Here is a 15,999-nt window from a genome sequence, read left to right as displayed (position 1 = left end):
CCGGATCTCCGGAGCCACCGCCGTCGTCGGTGGTGCGTGCGCTCAGGCCTCGGAGCCGACGGCGTCGAGCAGGGGCTGACCTATGACGCCCATGGTGGCGGACGCACCGCCGAGTGCCCATCCCCCGTCGGTGGCCAGGACAACGCCCGACACGTAGTCGGCAAGCGGAGAAGCCAGGAACCGGCACACGTTGGCGACGTCGCGCGGGGTGCCATACCGGCGCAGGGGAACGCTGTTGGTGACGAGGGCCCGGTCCTCCTCGGTCGGCGCCAGGCGCGCCATGCCCTCGGTCCCGTCGATCGGCCCGGGGATCACGCCGTTGACCCTGACCCCCGCCGGGCCCCACTCCAGGGCGAGCACCTTGGTGAGCATGTCGACGCCGGCCTTGGCCGCGCACACGTGCGCCTGCGTCACGGTCGGGAGCACCGACTGCGGCGCGGAGATGTTGATGACCGAGGCACCGGGCTTGCGCAAGAACGGGTACGAGGCGCGCAGGACGTTGAAGGTGCCGAGCAGGTCGATGTCGACGACCGACTTGAACCCGTTGGCCGAGAGTCCCAGCGCCGCGGCGGGAAAGTTGCCCGCCGCGCCCGAGACCATCACGTCGAAGTCGCCGAACCGGTCGTGTGCGTCCTTGAGCACGGCCTCCGTCGCGGCGTAGTCGCGAACGTCGGCGCTGCCGCCCATCGCCTCGGCGCCCAGCGCGGTCAGCCGCTCGACGGCGGCGTCGACCTTCTCCTGCCTGCGGCTCATGACCGCCACCCGGGCGCCTGCCCGGGCGAAGTCCTCGGCGATGCCGAGGTTGATTCCGCTGGTCCCGCCCGCAACGAAGACGGTCTTGCCGGTCAGATCGATGGACTGGACGAACTCGGTGGCCATGCCAACTCCCTCGTTGTGGAAATAATCAGTACTGCGAATGGTTCCTGTCGCGGACCATACTGGAAGCCGAGCACGAGGCCGGTGCGCAGGCCCCATATGATCGTCACTCCCAACCGCCCTGGAATCGGAGGTGCCGACTCGTGGCCGAGCCCTTGGTCTCCGACGCCGCGGCACGCCACACCGGCTGCCTGCTGATGAAGCTGGGACAGGCGATGTTCCGCCTCAGCGAGGATCGGCTGGCCGACCTGGGGCTGCGAACCCGCCACTACCTGATCCTGCAGGCACTCGCGGAGGCCGGCGCCAGGTCGCAACTCGAACTCGGGAACCAGCTACGCATCGACCCGACGACGATGGTCTCGTCCATCGACCACCTCGAGGGGCTGGGTCTGGCCGGCCGGACGCGGGATCCGCAGGACCGCAGGCGCTTCCTCGTCGCGATCACCGACGAGGGCAGGCACGCCGCCGCCGAGTCCGACCGATTGCTGGCCTCGCTCAACGAGCAGACTCTCGCCGATCTCGACCCCTCGCGGCGCGACGACCTGCACCAGCTCTTGCTCGCGCTCAACGCAGGGGACGCCCTGCCGCAGGCATACGACGCCACAAGGGACCTTCCGCGCTGATCCCGGCCCGCGGCGTTCGGCGACCGGGTTCGGGCGCCTCACCGGTCCCGGTCGGTCTGCTCCTCGGACGGATCCTGCCCCGCCGCGGCCAGCACCTTGAACAACACGATCTGCTCGTTCGCGAACGAGAGCGCCGTCGCGGGACTGGTCCCCTCACCCCTCGGCGCCAGGTGCAGCGGAATGTCCGGACTGATCCCGAGCACGTGGTCCCGCATCTCCGCTCGCGCGGGTTCGTCGAGCCCGCCGCCGATGACGACCAGGTCCACCTGGCCGCCGGTGAGGATCTGCCGAATCCGTTCTCGGTCGTTGGTCGCGATCACGTCGCGGCCGAATCGGCGCAGCTCCTCGGCCAGGACATCCAGAGTGGATTGGCGCTTGCCGATGAGCAGGAGCCTGGGTTCTGCCATCTCCGCCTCCCCCTCACGGTCGACTGCGCTACGAGAACACCCAACCACGCAGGGCAAGGAACCGCAGGATGCCGACGAACGCACTGACCGCGACGACCGCGACGGCCTGCACCAAGCCGCCCACCGACGGCAGCCAGAAGTCGAGCAGGGCAAGCGAGAGCGTGCTCAGCCCCAGCCCGACCAGCGCCAGCCCGCCGCCCTCCCATTGCGCGGGGAACCAGCTGACCCGCGCGGACGCGTGGAAGGTCAGCCTGCGGTGGAGCTCGTTGGCTAGAGCGGTGCTGACCACCACACCCGCGATGTTGGCCGCGAACGTGCCCCGGGCATGGAGCAGGAGGAACACCAGCGCGTAGACGATGTTGCTCGATCCGCCGACGAGGACGAACCGGATGAACTGCGCGGTGACGCCGTCGCCGCGCAGGCGATGGCGCCCGGTCCGACCCTTGATCCAGGGGTACGACTCGCGCGCGGTCCCTTGGGGGTCGTCGCGGACGGGCGCGGCGGCCGCCGGGTCGGCGATGACCTCACCGCGACCGTCACCCTGCGTGATCACGTTGTCCATGAAAGCCCCCTCTCGATGCGAAGTACCCGCACCCGTCCCCCTCAGCGGGACATTGCACCACCGGCGGGCGACGGGCCGCCCGAGGTGAGCGCGGGCACGACGACACCGTCGACGACCCGCTCGATGAACGCCAGGTCGATCGGCTCCGCCATCACCGACAGCCGATGGAAGGTGATCGCGGGGAAGATGGTGCCGATCAGATCGATGTCCCGGTCGCCGGACACCTCTCCCCTTTCGACCGCCCTCGAGACGACCTGGGCGAAAAGCTCCTTGTACGGCACCGAGATGGCCTGGTTGACCGCCGCACGCAGTCCGCAGTCGTGCACCATCCCGGTGAGCAGGCCACCCACCACCGCGTCACGCCGCGAGTCCGGGTCGTGCCAGGCCCTGGCCATGAGCACGAGATCGGTCCGCAGGTCGCCGGTGTCGGGCGCGAGGGCGATCTCGTGGAGCAACGCGACCGCGTCGGCGACAAGCTCCGGCTTGCCCGCCCACCGCCGGTAGACGGTCGTCTTGCCCGCCCCGCACCGGGCCGCCACGGCGTCGATCGACAGCCGGTCGAATCCGACCTCCGCGAGCAGGTCCTGGGTCGCGACCAGCAGCGCCCGATCGCGGTCCGCGTCGCGCGGACGACCGGACTTGGCAGACGATGACACAGTGACCTCCATTTGGATATAGATACGCTACCGTTTCGTATCCTATTCCCGGGAGGCGGGGCCGCCGCGCCTCGACACCGACTTCCGCCGACCTGCCCTCAGCCGAACGTGCCGTGCCTCCCGGCGCCCTCCGCGAAGCGCGTCGCACCCTCGAAGGTGCCGTCCGCGAGGGAGATCGCGCCGTGCCGCAGCTCGGTGAGCATCGCCTGATCCTCGGTCAGCCCCTCCTGGTCGAGGACGGAGAGGCGATCCTGACGCATGCAGGTCTGGGGGAACGCCGCCAGATCGGCGGCGAGGCGCTGGGCGGCAACGATCGCCTCGCCCGCAGGAACCTTCCGATTCACCAGCCCGATGCGGTGCGCCTCGTCCGCGTCGACCGGTCGCCCGGTCAGGATCAGGTCCATGGCGTGGCTCGTGCCGATCAGGCGCGGCAGCCGCACGGTGCCGCCGTCGATCAGCGGAACACCCCAGCGCCTGCAGAAGACGCCGAGAACCGCGCCCTCCTCCGCCACCCGCAGGTCCGCCCACAGCGCGAGCTCCAGCCCACCCGCCACCGCGTGACCGGCGATCGCGGCGATCACCGGCTTCGAGAGTCGCATCCGCGAGATGCCCATCGGCCCGTCACCGTCGAGCGCGACCCGATTGCCGGCCCCGGAGCTGATCGCCTTCAGATCCGCTCCCGCGCAGAAGGTTCCGCCCTCGCCGTGCAGCACGGCGACCGCGGCATCCTGGTCGGCGTCGAAGTCGCGGAAGGCGGCGGCGAGCGCCTCCGCGGTGGGCCGGTCCACCGCATTGCGGACCGCGGGCCGGTTGATGCTGATGGTCGTGACCGGGCCGTCCCGTCGGACGAGAACCACATCGTTGGTCATGGGCCGCCTTTCGTGGCGCGGGCGCCCCCGACACCTCGGGACCGGGTCAGCCGCGTGATCGTGGGGCCGAACGTAGCAGCAGATCCGGCCGCACTGTCAACCCCTTGACCTAAGAACGGAACCGGAGTTCACTCCTTTGGTATGGCGTACCGGCGCACCCCAGCGATCCAGGAACGACTGGACGCGCTGCGGACCAGGCTGATCGATTCCGCGACCGGATTGGTCGCCCTGCACGGCTATGCCGGCTGCTCCATCTCCGCGGTCGCGGCCGACGCGGGCGTCGGCACCGGCACCGTCTACCGACACTTCGCGAACAAGGGCGAACTGTTCGCGGAGGTGTTCCGCATCGTCTGCAGCCGCGAGGTCAACGCGGCAGTCACCGCAGGTGAGGCGGCCCGCGCCGAGGACGGACGATGCGTCGCGGCCGTCGCGGCCGCCGTCGAGACATTCGCGCAGCGAGCACTGCGCGCGCCCACCCTTGCCTACGCCCTGCTCGTCGAACCCGTCGACCCCCAGGTCGACACCGAACGACTGCTTTTCCGTGAATCGTTCCGCGATGCCCTCGCCGTGGCGATCGCGGGCGCGATCGAGGCAGGCGAGATCCCCGTCCAGGACGCCACCGTGACCGCCGCCTGCATCGTCGGCGCGATCGGAGAGGCGCTCGTCCTCCCCCTTGCCCGGGGTGCCGTCGACCCTACGATCCTCCCCCTTCTGCACGCCTTCACCCTCCGATCCCTTGGGAGCACCGCATGAGCACCACACACGAGGTCGTCAACCAGGTGCCGCCGCTGGTCGACTACGACGCCGCCGACCACCCGCCGATCCTGGAGGCGCTCCAGCGCGAGGGCGCCCACGACGCGCTGGACGAACTGCACGAGGTCGGACGGCTCGCAGGCGGCGAGGAGGCGCAGCGCTGGGGCGACCTGGCCGAGGCCCACCCCCCGATCCTGCGCACCCACGACCGCTACGGGCACCGGATCGACGAGGTCGAGTACGACCCCGCCTACCACCGGCTGATGACCACCGCCGTCGAGATGGGGCTGCACGGCGCCCCGTGGGCGGATCCGAACCCGCACGCACACCTGATCCGGGCCGCGAAGATGGCGGTCTGGGGCCAGGTCGACGCCGGCCACGGCTGCCCCATCTCGATGACCTACGCCGTCGTGCCCGCCCTGCGCCACAACCCCGAGCTCGCGGCGCAGTACGAACCGCTGCTCACCGCGCGCGTCTACGACCCGGCGCTCGCGCCGCCGCTGACCAAGGGCGGCCTGATCGCAGGCATGTCCATGACCGAGAAGCAGGGCGGCTCCGACGTCCGGGCGGGCACCACCAGGGCGGTACCGCAGTCGGACGGCAGCTACCTGGTGACCGGACACAAGTGGTTCACCTCCGCGCCGATGTCGGATGTGTTCCTCGTACTTGCCCAGGCGCCAGGCGGGCTGTCGTGTTTCCTCCTGCCGCGGATGCTGCCGGACGGCACCCGCAACCGAATGCACCTGCAGCGCCTCAAGGACAAGCTCGGCAACCACTCGAACGCGAGCAGTGAGGTGGAGTACGACGAGGCCGTGGCCTGGCTGGTCGGCGAGGAGGGCCGCGGCGTCCCGACCATCATCGAGATGGTCAACATGACCCGGCTCGACTGCACGATCGGCACGGCCACCGGGATGCGCGTCGGCACGGCGCAGGCAGCGCACCACGCCACCCATCGCAGCGCCTTCGGCGCCCATCTGGTCGACCAGCCGCTGATGCGCAACGTGCTCGCGGACCTGGCCGTCGAATCCGAGGCCTCGACCACGGTCGCCATGTGGCTGGCCGCACTCACCGACCGGGCGACGGCAGGCGATGAGCAGGCCTCGGCGTTGCGCCGCATCGCGCTCGCGGTCAGCAAGTACTTCGTCTGCAAGCGCGGCCCCATCCACGCCGCGGAGGCGCTGGAATGCCTGGGCGGCAACGGATACGTGGAGGATTCGCGGATGCCGCGGCTCTACCGCGAGGCGCCGCTGCTCTCGGTGTGGGAGGGATCCGGCAACGTCGCCGCGCTCGACACCCTGCGGGCCATGGCGAAACAGCCGGAGTCGTTGCAGGCGTTCTTCGACGAGCTCGACACGAGCGCAGGGGCCGACGCCCGCCTCGATGCCGCCATCGCCGAACTCAAGGCGAGTTTCGGCGACCTCGACACCCTCGAGCACCGAGCCCGCCGCGTCGTCGGCGACATGGCGCTCGCGCTGCAGGGCTCGCTCCTCGTCCGCTACGGGCATCCCGCCGTCTCGGACGCCTTCTGCGCCAGCCGGCTCGCGGGCGACTGGGGCAGCGTGTTCGGCACCCTGCCCGGCGGCGTCGACACGGCGGCGATCATCGCCCGGGCCACGCCGAAGGTCGGGTCGTGACCGATCACGCCGGGACCCGCCCGGCGGCGTGGCGAGAGGGCTGGGACGAGGGCAAGGACTCCCTGTTCTCCGGGCGCGAGATGGACACGGCCGCACAGCAGGTGGAGTACAAGACCCTGACCTACGAGGTGACCGGACGCATCGCCAGGATCACCTTCGATCGACCCGAGCAGGGCAACGCGATCACCGCGGACACCCCGCTCGAGCTGGCCGCGGCCGTGGAACGCGCCGACCTCGATCCGCGTGTGCACGTCATGCTGGTCTCCGGGCGGGGCAAGGGCTTCTGTGGCGGTTACGACCTCGGTGTCTTCGCCGAACAGGGCGGCGGTCCCGATGAAGGTCCGGACCGCATCACCGGCACGGTGCTCGACCCGGTCGTGCAGGCGCGCAACCACAACCCCTTCGCGCAGTGGGACCCGATGGCCGACTACGCCATGATGAGCCGCTTCAACCGCGGCTTCGCGAGCCTGTTGCACGCAAACAAGCCGACAGTCGCCAAGATCCACGGGTTCTGCGTGGCGGGCGGTACGGACATCGCGCTCTACTGCGATCAGATCATCGCCGCGGACGACACCAAGATCGGCTATCCCCCGACCCGGGTGTGGGGCGTCCCGGCCGCCGGCATGTGGGCGCACCGCCTGGGCGACCAGCGAGCCAAACGCCTACTGCTGACCGGGGATTGCATCAGCGGCCGCCAAGCGGCCGAGTGGGGGCTGGCGGTGGAATCGGCACCGCCCGGCGAGCTGGACGAGCGAACCGAGGATCTCGTCGGCCGCATCGCCGCGATGCCGATCAACCAGCTGATGATGGTCAAGCTTGCACTGAACAGCACCCTCCTCGCGCAGGGCGTCGCGAACTCGACGATGGTGAGCACCGTCTTCGACGGCGTGTCCCGACACACCAGGGAGGGCTACGCCTTCCAACTACGTTCCGCCACGGCAGGATTCCGTGAGGCCGTGCGCGAGCGCGACGAGCCGTTCGGCGACCACAAGCGGGCGCAATTCGAGCGGGAGTAGGGTGCGCTAGCTCCGCGGCTTGAGGCGCGTGTTCGGCAGGATCGGCGCGGGGATGGTCTCGCGCCACTGCGCTGGGAACGGACCGTACCGTCCTGACGCCGCCTCGGCCTGATCGGACCGTTCACGCTGCCAGTCCTCGCGGAACTGCACGACCTCGTCGTGGCTGCGGCCGATGAAGTTCCACCACATGACGATCTCCTCGCCGAGCGGTTCACCGCCGAGCAGCAGGATGCGCGACTGCTCGTCGTCGGAGGCCCGCACCTCCACCACGGTGACACCCGGCGACAGATACACCAATTGCCCCGGCTTCGCGCTCACCCCACCGACCGTCGCACCACCGGTGTCCACGAGCACGCCGTGCTCGAAGCCGGGCTCGAGATCGAGCCGCAGGGACCGGCCGGGCGGCAGGGTTAGCTCCGCGCCGAGCAACGGGCTGAAGGTCTTGACCGGGGACCGCTGCCCGAAGAGAGCGCCGAGGAAGACCAGCGCCCGAACCCCGTCGTGATCGACCACCGGCGGCGCGTAGTGCTCGAAAGCGGGTGCGGTGAAACGATGTTCGTCCGGCAGCGCCACCCACAGCTGAACGCCGTGCAGCACGGACGTCTTCGGTGTCGAGAACTCGGAGTGGGCGATCCCCGAGCCTGCGGTCATCAGGTTGATCTCACCCGGCCGGACCAGGGCATGGACACCCGTGGTGTCGCGGTGCTCGATCTCGCCGGTGAACAACCAGGACACCGTCTGCAGTCCGGTGTGCGGGTGACCGGCGACCTTCATGCCGCCGCTCTTCGAGACATCATCGGGCCCGTAGTGGTCGAGGAAGCACCAGGCGCCGATGAAGGACTGCGCGCGTTGCGGGAGCGAGCGCCGCACCGGCATCGCACGCGGGCCGCCGAGGGGGACGTCGCGATAGTCCAGGAGTCGCGGGCCGCCGTCGGGGACCTCGTCGCCGGTGCAGACCAACTCGTCGGGAGAGGGGTCGAGATTGCTCATCGTTCCTCGATCCTGGGCGCTGCGGCACCATCGACGGACTCCGCCCGAACCAGCGTCGGACCGCATCCAGGGTATCGCTGCGGCATAGTGGGCCCATGACGGACGAACATGTCACCGGCGACCCGGCACCCACAGTCCTGGACGCCCCCGCGCTACACCGCTACGAGGTCCGCCTCGGCACGGAACTGGCCGGGTTCACCGAGTACCTGGACCGGGACAGCCAACGGATCTTCTTCCACACCGAGATCGGCGAACAGTACGGCGGGCGCGGCCTGGCGAGCCTGCTGATCCATGACGCGCTCGCCGCGACCGTGGGCCGGGGCAAGCGAATCGTCCCCGTCTGCCCGTTCGTCGCCGGCTACCTCGAGAAGCACGACGACTTCGCGGCCGAGGTCGACCCGGTGACGCCCGAGGCCCTGCAGGCCGTGCGGGACTCGCAGGCCTGACAGGCGCCGGTCCCGGACCCCGCCCGGAATTTTCGCGGTGCGCCCCGAGTTACCCACATAGTTGATCTTTTAACTAGATGATGGAGGGTGGCTCGATGGAACTCGGCTTGACGACGTTTGCGGAGGTCGGCACCGACGGCCGGAACGGGGGCGTGTCGCCGCGAGAGCGGCTCCGCAACCTCCTGGAGGAGGTCGAACTCGCGGAGCAGGTCGGCCTCGACGTGTACGGGGTCGGCGAGCACCACAGGGCGGACTTCGCCGCGTCCGCGCCCGCCGTCGTACTGGCCGCCGCCGCGGCGAGGACCGAGTCCATCAAGCTGACCAGTGCGGTGACCGTGCTGAGTTCCGACGACCCCGTGCGCGTGTTCGAGGAGTTCGCCACCCTCGACCTGATCTCGGGTGGCCGCGCCGAGGTGATGGCAGGCCGCGGCTCGTTCACCGAATCGTTCCCACTGTTCGGCTACGACCTCGCCGACTACGACGAGTTGTTCGTCGAGAAGCTCGGCCTGCTCCTGGCCATCCGCGATTCCGAGACCGTGACCTGGTCGGGCAACCACCGGGCGCCGCTGGATCGGCAGTCGGTCCACCCCAGGCCAGAGCGCCCGCTCCCGATCTGGGTCGGCGTCGGCGGCAACCCCGAATCCGTTGCCAGGGCGGGATTGTTGGGTCTGCCGATGGCGCTCGCCATCATCGGCGGCGCGCCGGCACGGTTCGCCCCGCTGGCCGATCTGCACCGTCGCGCCGTGGCGGAGGGCGGCCACCAGCCTCAACCGATCGCGGTACACGCGCACGGCTACATCGCCGACTCCGAGGACCAGGCCGCGGCCGAGTTCTACCCGAGCTATGCAGCCGCGATGACCGGGCTCGGCCGGGAACGCGGCTGGGCACCAATGAATCCCGCAAGCTTCGACGGCCTGCGCGGACCCGGGGGTTCGTTGATGCTGGGCAACCCGGAACAGGTCGCCGAGAAGATCGTCGACATGCGCGAGAGCCTCGGGATCGAACGGTTCATGCTGCACCCGAGCGTCGGTCCGCTCCCCCACGACAAGGTCATGCGGACCATCGAACTACTGGGCACGAAGGTGGCCCCGCTGGTCCGTCAGTAGCGGCCCAGCGGCGGCGCCGTCGGACCGACCGGCCACCAACTGGTCATGCGTACGACACCCAAATAGACTGTCCTGCCGTTACGATCCCTTTACTGGCCCCCGCGCGGTGCTGTTAGCGGGGGAACGCCGACGCAACGGGCCTCGGCGGGATCGACCGTCGGGAAGAGGCCAGATGTCCGTGGTGAATTGGGATACGCAGCAGGTGCGACATCGGATCCCGAGTTATGCGCACCCGGTGATTCGCCGTGGGCGGCTACTGGATTCGCTCTCGGCCGCGACGTCATCGCCGACGGACTCCCCGAACACGATCGCACTGCTCATCGCGCCCGTGGGGGCAGGAAAGACGATGCTCCTCGCGGACTGGGCCGCCGCCGCCGCCGCGCGGCCCGATCCCCCGACGATCGCCTGGCTCACCATCGAGGAACGGGACAACGACGTGGGCGCGGTCCGTTCCGCGGTCCGTTCGGCCCTGGAGAACTCCGGCAGCCCAGTGGTCTCCGAGGCGGTACGCCTGCTGCCGCCCACCGCCGAGGACGATTTCCCCGCTGCCCTGGCCCAGGCTCTCGAGTCGGTCGGCGAGCCGATCTGGCTGATCGTCGACGACGCGCACCTGCTGCACGAACCGGCGGCCCTCGAGTCGCTGGCGCAATACCTTCGCTGGGCACCGCCGAGCCTGCGCACCATCCTGGCCGGACGCTTCGAACCGCCCCTTGCCGTGCACCGAATGCGCCTCGAGGGCAGGGTCTTCGACCTCTCCCATCGCGAACTGGCCTTCACCGAAGACGAGGCGGCCATTCTCTTCGCGGAGCACGGGGTGCACCTCGACGCCTGCGACCTGGCCAAGATCCGCAGCCGCACCGAGGGGTGGGCGGCCGGCCTGCGGCTCGCCGCGATCTCCCTGGCACGCCACCCCGACCCCACCGCGATGATCACCGATTTCAGCGGGGACAGCAGGGTGGTCGCCGACTATCTCGTCAACGAGGTGCTGGACGGGCTCGCCGAGGCCGAGCGCGAGTTCGTCGTCGAGACATCGATCCCCGACGCCTTCACCGTCGAACTCGCCGAGGCGCTCACCGGGAACCGGGGCAGCCGCGATGTACTCGACACCCTCGAGCACTCCAATTTTCTCGTCGAGCGGGTGTCCGGCTCGCCGGGCTGGTATCGGTATCACCCGTTGTTGCGCGAGTATCTGCGCGCCGAGGTCGGCAGGCTGGGACGCCATGCTGTCGGAGACCTCGAGCGAGTCGCCGCCGGGTGGTTCGCTCGCAGCGGCGACCACGTGCACGCGCTCGAACACGCGCTGCACGCCGGCGACGACGACGCCCTGCTGGCACTGCTGCGGGAGTGCGGCCTTCGACTGGTGCTCGCGGGCGACTGGGCCGCCGTGATCGGAGTCCTCGACCGCGTGTCGCCGGCCGTGCGGGCGGATCCGTCCACCCGGCTGCTCAGGGTCGCCGCGGAGCTCGCCAGGGGCAACACCGCCGCCGCCTCGTCCACCCTGAGCGCGCTCGACCGCGCATCGGCGCAGGATCACGCGGAAATCCCTGCCGAGCTCGAAATGCTCGGAGACGGGCTCCGCGTGCAGGTCGCCGTTCAGACCGGCGGAATCGAAGATGCTCTCGAGACGTTGCAATCCGACCCGGTCGGCGAGGCAGGCGATCCCGAGCTCGACTCCTTCTCGCTACTCCAGGAGGGGATCGCCGAGATGTATCTCGGCCGGCTCGAGCCCGCGGGTAGGCACCTGGAAGACGCTCTGGCCACCGCGCGCGCCGCCGAGTTGCCCGCCGTCGTGCTGCAGGCCCTCGCCGCGCTGACCGCGGTGGCGGCGTACCGGGGCCGACTCGACGAGATGGCCGCCAGGGCGGCGGAGACCGCCGACCACAGCCGCGCCCACCAGCTCACCGACCACCGGCACTTCCACGTGGCCCAGCTGTTCGGCGCCCTCGGCCACTACCTGAGGGTCGAGGACGAGGCCACCGGCCGGCTGATGAGCCAGTGCGTTCCGCCTCTCGTGGACTGCGAGAACCCCGCGATGGGGCGGGTCGCCGTGCTCTTGGGAGCCATCCTCGAGTTCGAGACCACCGACGACCGGCATGCGGTGGCGAGGGTGATCCGGGACCATTGCGTGCCCGCGCGGAACCGACCGCTGCCGCCCGGCACCACCGCCCTTGTCGCGACCTCCGCCCAGCGGGCGTTCCTCCTCGTCGGGGAGCCCGTCTGGGCCGCCCAGGTCGCGGAGTCGACCGCGGCCGAACTCGGGTGCGGCGGCGAGGCCGCCGTACTGCATGCCACGATGTCGCTACACCACCGGCGGCTGGACGGGGCGCGGCGCGAACTCGCGCCGGTCCTCAGCGGCGAACTCGAATGCCTGTCGGATGTCACCCTCATCCGCGCATGGCTCATGGCGGCCACGATCGCGGACGCACGGGACGAATCGCTCACCGCGAGGGCCGCGCTGGTCGAGGCCCTCAGGATCGCCGAACCCGAGGCCGTCCTGCGCCCGTTCTACGACGGCGGCGAACCGATGAGGGATCTGCTGGACCGACACCGCGGGCGATTCGGTGTGTACGACAAGTTCGCCGAACGCGCGCGGTCGGTGATCCCGCAGTCCGCGCAGGGTGCGACGGACCTGCTCACCCCCCGCGAGATGGAACTCCTGATCGAGTTGCCCTCCTGGCACACCGCCGAACAGATCGCCGCGGACCTGTTCGTCTCCGTCAACACCGTCAAGACCCACCTGCGCGGTATCTACCGGAAGCTGGACGTTCGGACCAGGCGGGACGCCATCACCGAGGCCAGGGCGCGCGGGCTGTTGTGACGGCGGCTGTGCATTTCACCACTCGCGGGTGAGGCGCGCATCTCACCTCGGCGGACACTGGAAGTCGAAGGTCTACTGATCACCGATCAGCCCAGTCGACTCAGGAGGAGGCCCGTCGGTGGCACACCCCCAACCCGCCCGGGTCCGCTACGAGTTCCTCGTACGCGGTGATCTGTCCGAGCGCGTACTGGCCGCCTTTCCGGAGCTGAGCGTGGCGCCGACACCGCACGCCTATACGACGCTCTACGGCCCCGTCGACGGCGACGTCGAGCTGCGCGGAATGCTCGCGCGTTTCGACACGATGGGCCTGACGGTCATCGAGATGCGACGCCTACCCGACTGAGCCCGGGCAAAAGAAATCCGCACCCCCGGCCGACCGGCGGGTGCCGGTGGGCAGGAAATGCGGATTCTTGGCGCGTCTTGCGGTCAGTTCATGCCGCTGATGTTCGTCGAGCCGGTCACCGAGGAACCGATCAGCGGCTGGAGCGCCTTCTCCCCCTCCTTGATCACGGGGTCCATTCCGGAGAGGTTCGTCGAACCGGTCACGCTCGAGCCGATCAGCGGCTGCCCGTTCGGCATCGAGCTGCTGCCGCCGCCGCCGCCGATCGGCGCGCCGTTCTCGTTGGCACCGGCGAGGTTCACCGAGAGTGCGTCCTTGAGCTTGGCCCCGAACACGTTCGCGCCGGACAGGTTCGCCCCCGCCATGTTGGCGCCTGCCAGGTTCGCGTCCACGAGGTTCGCGCTGACCAGGTAGGCATTGGTCAGGTTGGCCCCGCTCAGGTCCGCGTTCCCGAGGAGCGAGTTCCCGAGGTTCGCGCTGCTCAGGTTCGCACCGGTCAGCTTCGCGCCGGACAGGTTCGCGCCGAGCAGGTTCGCACCGGACAGGTTCGCGCCGGCCAGGTTCGCGCCGGACAGGTTCACACCGACCAGGTTCGCCCCGACGCAGTCGGTGGCGTGCTCGGGGCTCGGGTTCGAGACGACTGTGCAGGTCCCGAGGACCGTGTCGGCGCTCGCGGTCGGCGCCACCGCCAGACCCACCATCGCGATTCCGGTGCTGAGGACCGCGACGCCAAGCCCACGGACAGCATTGTTCAAAGCCGACATGAATTTCCTACTTCCAGAACGACCCCGGCACGGGTCAAAATCACAGCCCGACGCGGACACATTAAACGAACGCAGCCGCCCCGTCCTTCTCTTTCGCGAAACAAACCGACCGACGGGTGAGATCCTGCGGGATTGCCGCGGCAGGTAGACTCTTCCTCATGCAGCGGGCGCTCCTTCTTCACCGCCGCGACGGGGTCTGATCCAGACTGGCCACCCGTCGCGGGGTTCAGACGCGCCGGTCGACACCATCGGACCAACAGTCCCTTCATCTCGGAGAATCGTCAATGTCATCCGCCGACGCTTTTACTTCCGGATCGCGCACCATCACGCCGCCGTCGAAGCCCGCACCTGCCGACCAGCCCGTCTGGAACCAGCAGAAGAACTCCTCCATGCCGACCTACCGGTACCGGCCGTTCGCCGAGGAGGTCGAGCCCATCTCCCTCCCGGACCGAACCTGGCCGGACAAGATCATCGACCGTGCCCCCCTCTGGTGCGCGGTCGACCTGCGTGACGGCAATCAGGCCCTCATCGACCCGATGAGCCCGGCCCGCAAGCGCCGCATGTTCGACCTGCTGGTCCGGATGGGCTACAAGGAGATCGAGGTCGGCTTCCCGTCGGCCAGCCAGACCGATTACGACTTCGTCCGCGAGATCATCGAGGACGGGGCGATCCCCGACGACGTGACGATCCAGGTCCTCACCCAGTGCCGCGACGAGCTGATCGAGCGCACGTTCGCCGCCTGCGACGGCGCCCGCAGCGTCATCGTGCACTTCTACAACTCCACCTCGATCCTGCAGCGCCGGGTGGTGTTCCGGGCCGAGCGCGAGGCGATCAAGAAGATCGCCACCGCAGGCGCCCGCAAGTGCCTGCAGGAGGCGGCGAAGTACCCGGACACCAACTGGCGGTACGAGTACTCCCCCGAGTCGTACACCGGCACCGAGCTGGAGTACGCGAAGGAGGTGTGCGACGCCGTCACCGAGGTGATCGCACCGACGCCCGAGAACCCGATCATCCTGAACCTGCCCGCCACCGTCGAGATGGCGACGCCGAACGTGTACGCCGACTCCATCGAGTGGATGAGCCGCAACCTGGCCCGTCGTGACTCCGTGATCCTGTCGCTGCACCCGCACAACGACCGCGGCACCGGTGTCGCGGCAGCGGAGCTCGGCTTCCAGGCCGGCGCGGATCGCATCGAGGGCTGCCTGTTCGGCAACGGTGAGCGCACCGGCAACGTCTGCCTGGTCACCCTCGGCCTGAACATGTTCACCCGCGGCGTCGACCCGCAGATCGACTTCTCCAGCATCGACGAGATCCGCCGCACCGTCGAATACTGCAACCAGCTGCCCGTCGCCGAGCGGCACCCGTACGGCGGCGACCTGGTGTACACCGCGTTCTCCGGCAGCCACCAGGACGCGATCAACAAGGGCCTCGACCAGATGAAGATCTCGGCAGACGCGCAGGACGCCGACGTCGACGACATCCTCTGGGCGGTCCCCTACCTGCCGATCGACCCGAAGGACGTCGGCCGCAGCTACGAGGCCGTGATCCGGGTGAACTCGCAGTCCGGCAAGGGCGGCGTCGCCTACATCATGAAAGCCGACCACGGCCTGGTGCTGCCGCGCCGCCTGCAGATGGAGTTCTCCACCGCCGTCCAGAGGATCACCGACGGCGAGGGCGGCGAGGTCTCCCCCAAGGAGATGTGGGACGTCTTCAACGAGGAGTACCTGGCTCCGATCAGCCCGCTGGAGCGGATCCGCCAGAAGGTGACCGCCTCCGAGGAGGACGGCGGCACCGACGCCATCACCGCCGTGGTGAAGGCGAACGGCAAGGAACACGAGATCGCGGGCTCCGGCAACGGACCGCTGGCCGCGTTCGTCGACGCACTCGGGACCATCGGCTTCGACGTCCGGGTGCTGGACTACAGCGAGCACGCCATGTCCGCGGGCGACGACGCGCAGGCCGCGGCCTACGTGGAGTGCGCGGTCACCCGGCCCGACGGTGTCACCAAGACGGTGTGGGGCGTCGGCATCGCGACCTCCATCACCACCGCCTCGCTGCGCGGCGTGGTCTCCGCGGTCAACCGCGCTTACTAGGCGCTACGCGTCTGTGCGCGCGTCGTACCCCGGTTGGGGTACGACG

Annotated in this window: 16 protein-coding genes; 9 read left to right on the top strand and 7 right to left on the bottom strand. The window is 69.6% G+C overall.

What is annotated here, in order from left to right:
- Nucleotides 1-42: 42 nt before the first annotated feature.
- Complete coding sequence (locus ACWFRB_RS25065) at nucleotides 43-879, bottom strand: SDR family oxidoreductase (RefSeq protein ID WP_452643931.1); 837 nt, start codon at nucleotides 877-879, stop codon at nucleotides 43-45.
- Between the two features lie 140 nt (nucleotides 880-1,019).
- Here ACWFRB_RS25065 and ACWFRB_RS25060 point away from each other — a divergent pair, with 140 nt between their 5' ends.
- Nucleotides 1,020-1,499, top strand: a complete 480-nt coding sequence (locus ACWFRB_RS25060) for a MarR family winged helix-turn-helix transcriptional regulator (RefSeq protein WP_452643930.1) — start codon at nucleotides 1,020-1,022, stop codon at nucleotides 1,497-1,499.
- 38 nt (nucleotides 1,500-1,537) lie between these two features.
- Here ACWFRB_RS25060 and ACWFRB_RS25055 read toward each other — a convergent pair whose 3' ends face one another.
- The 4 genes from ACWFRB_RS25055 to ACWFRB_RS25040 form a co-directional block, all read right to left on the bottom strand.
- A complete protein-coding gene (locus ACWFRB_RS25055; RefSeq protein WP_452643929.1) occupies nucleotides 1,538-1,906 on the bottom strand; it encodes a hypothetical protein in 369 nt (122 codons plus the stop codon).
- A 28-nt stretch (nucleotides 1,907-1,934) separates the two neighbouring features.
- Nucleotides 1,935-2,468, bottom strand: a complete 534-nt coding sequence (locus tag ACWFRB_RS25050; protein ID WP_452643928.1) for a GtrA family protein — start codon at nucleotides 2,466-2,468, stop codon at nucleotides 1,935-1,937.
- A gap of 41 nt (nucleotides 2,469-2,509) precedes the next feature.
- Entirely contained in the window at nucleotides 2,510-3,124 is a 615-nt protein-coding gene (locus ACWFRB_RS25045; protein ID WP_452643927.1) for a TetR/AcrR family transcriptional regulator, read from the bottom strand.
- A gap of 98 nt (nucleotides 3,125-3,222) precedes the next feature.
- On the bottom strand, nucleotides 3,223-3,993 hold the full coding sequence (locus ACWFRB_RS25040; RefSeq protein ID WP_452643926.1) for a crotonase/enoyl-CoA hydratase family protein: 771 nt from the start codon (nucleotides 3,991-3,993) through the stop codon (nucleotides 3,223-3,225).
- Nucleotides 3,994-4,134: 141 nt separating this feature from the next.
- On the opposite strand from ACWFRB_RS25040, the gene ACWFRB_RS25035 reads away from it, so the two are divergent.
- The 3 genes from ACWFRB_RS25035 to ACWFRB_RS25025 are packed head-to-tail and all read left to right on the top strand — an operon-like array spanning nucleotide 4,135 to nucleotide 7,396.
- Entirely contained in the window at nucleotides 4,135-4,746 is a 612-nt protein-coding gene (locus tag ACWFRB_RS25035) for a TetR/AcrR family transcriptional regulator (protein WP_452643925.1), read from the top strand.
- Complete coding sequence (locus ACWFRB_RS25030; protein ID WP_452643924.1) at nucleotides 4,743-6,380, top strand: acyl-CoA dehydrogenase family protein; 1,638 nt, start codon at nucleotides 4,743-4,745, stop codon at nucleotides 6,378-6,380. Before ACWFRB_RS25035 ends, ACWFRB_RS25030 begins: the two co-directional genes overlap by 4 nt.
- Nucleotides 6,377-7,396 carry a crotonase/enoyl-CoA hydratase family protein gene (locus ACWFRB_RS25025; protein ID WP_452643923.1) on the top strand — a complete coding sequence of 340 codons (1,020 nt, stop codon included), beginning with the start codon at nucleotides 6,377-6,379 and terminating at the stop codon, nucleotides 7,394-7,396. The genes ACWFRB_RS25030 and ACWFRB_RS25025 overlap by 4 nt, the downstream gene beginning before the upstream one ends.
- 6 nt (nucleotides 7,397-7,402) lie before the next feature.
- On the opposite strand, the gene ACWFRB_RS25020 is transcribed toward ACWFRB_RS25025, so the two are convergent.
- Nucleotides 7,403-8,386 (bottom strand): pirin family protein, encoded by a 984-nt coding sequence (locus tag ACWFRB_RS25020; RefSeq protein WP_452643922.1) that lies wholly within the window; start codon nucleotides 8,384-8,386, stop codon nucleotides 7,403-7,405.
- Between the two features lie 95 nt (nucleotides 8,387-8,481).
- On the opposite strand from ACWFRB_RS25020, the gene ACWFRB_RS25015 reads away from it, so the two are divergent.
- The 4 genes from ACWFRB_RS25015 to ACWFRB_RS25000 all read left to right on the top strand — a co-directional run bounded on the left by ACWFRB_RS25015 (nucleotide 8,482) and on the right by ACWFRB_RS25000 (nucleotide 13,099).
- Nucleotides 8,482-8,832: a GNAT family N-acetyltransferase gene (locus ACWFRB_RS25015; RefSeq protein WP_452643921.1), complete on the top strand. Its 351-nt coding sequence runs from the start codon at nucleotides 8,482-8,484 to the stop codon at nucleotides 8,830-8,832.
- Nucleotides 8,833-8,927: 95 nt separating this feature from the next.
- A complete protein-coding gene (locus tag ACWFRB_RS25010; RefSeq protein ID WP_452643920.1) occupies nucleotides 8,928-9,938 on the top strand; it encodes an LLM class flavin-dependent oxidoreductase in 1,011 nt (336 codons plus the stop codon).
- A 172-nt stretch (nucleotides 9,939-10,110) separates the two neighbouring features.
- Nucleotides 10,111-12,756, top strand: coding sequence for a LuxR C-terminal-related transcriptional regulator (locus ACWFRB_RS25005; protein WP_452643919.1), 2,646 nt, complete (start codon nucleotides 10,111-10,113; stop codon nucleotides 12,754-12,756).
- Nucleotides 12,757-12,874: 118 nt separating this feature from the next.
- Nucleotides 12,875-13,099, top strand: coding sequence for a hypothetical protein (locus ACWFRB_RS25000; protein ID WP_452643918.1), 225 nt, complete (start codon nucleotides 12,875-12,877; stop codon nucleotides 13,097-13,099).
- 83 nt (nucleotides 13,100-13,182) lie between these two features.
- Here the strand turns inward: ACWFRB_RS25000 and ACWFRB_RS24995 are convergent, their stop codons facing one another.
- On the bottom strand, nucleotides 13,183-13,860 hold the full coding sequence (locus ACWFRB_RS24995) for a pentapeptide repeat-containing protein (protein WP_452643917.1): 678 nt from the start codon (nucleotides 13,858-13,860) through the stop codon (nucleotides 13,183-13,185).
- Nucleotides 13,861-14,144: 284 nt separating this feature from the next.
- Between ACWFRB_RS24995 and leuA the strand changes: the two genes are divergently transcribed.
- Nucleotides 14,145-15,953, top strand: coding sequence for a 2-isopropylmalate synthase (leuA, locus tag ACWFRB_RS24990; protein WP_452643916.1), 1,809 nt, complete (start codon nucleotides 14,145-14,147; stop codon nucleotides 15,951-15,953).
- Nucleotides 15,954-15,999 lie beyond the last annotated feature (46 nt).

The organism is Rhodococcus sp. NPDC055112 (assembly GCF_053607505.1).
This window is presented reverse-complemented; position numbering and strand designations above follow the sequence as displayed.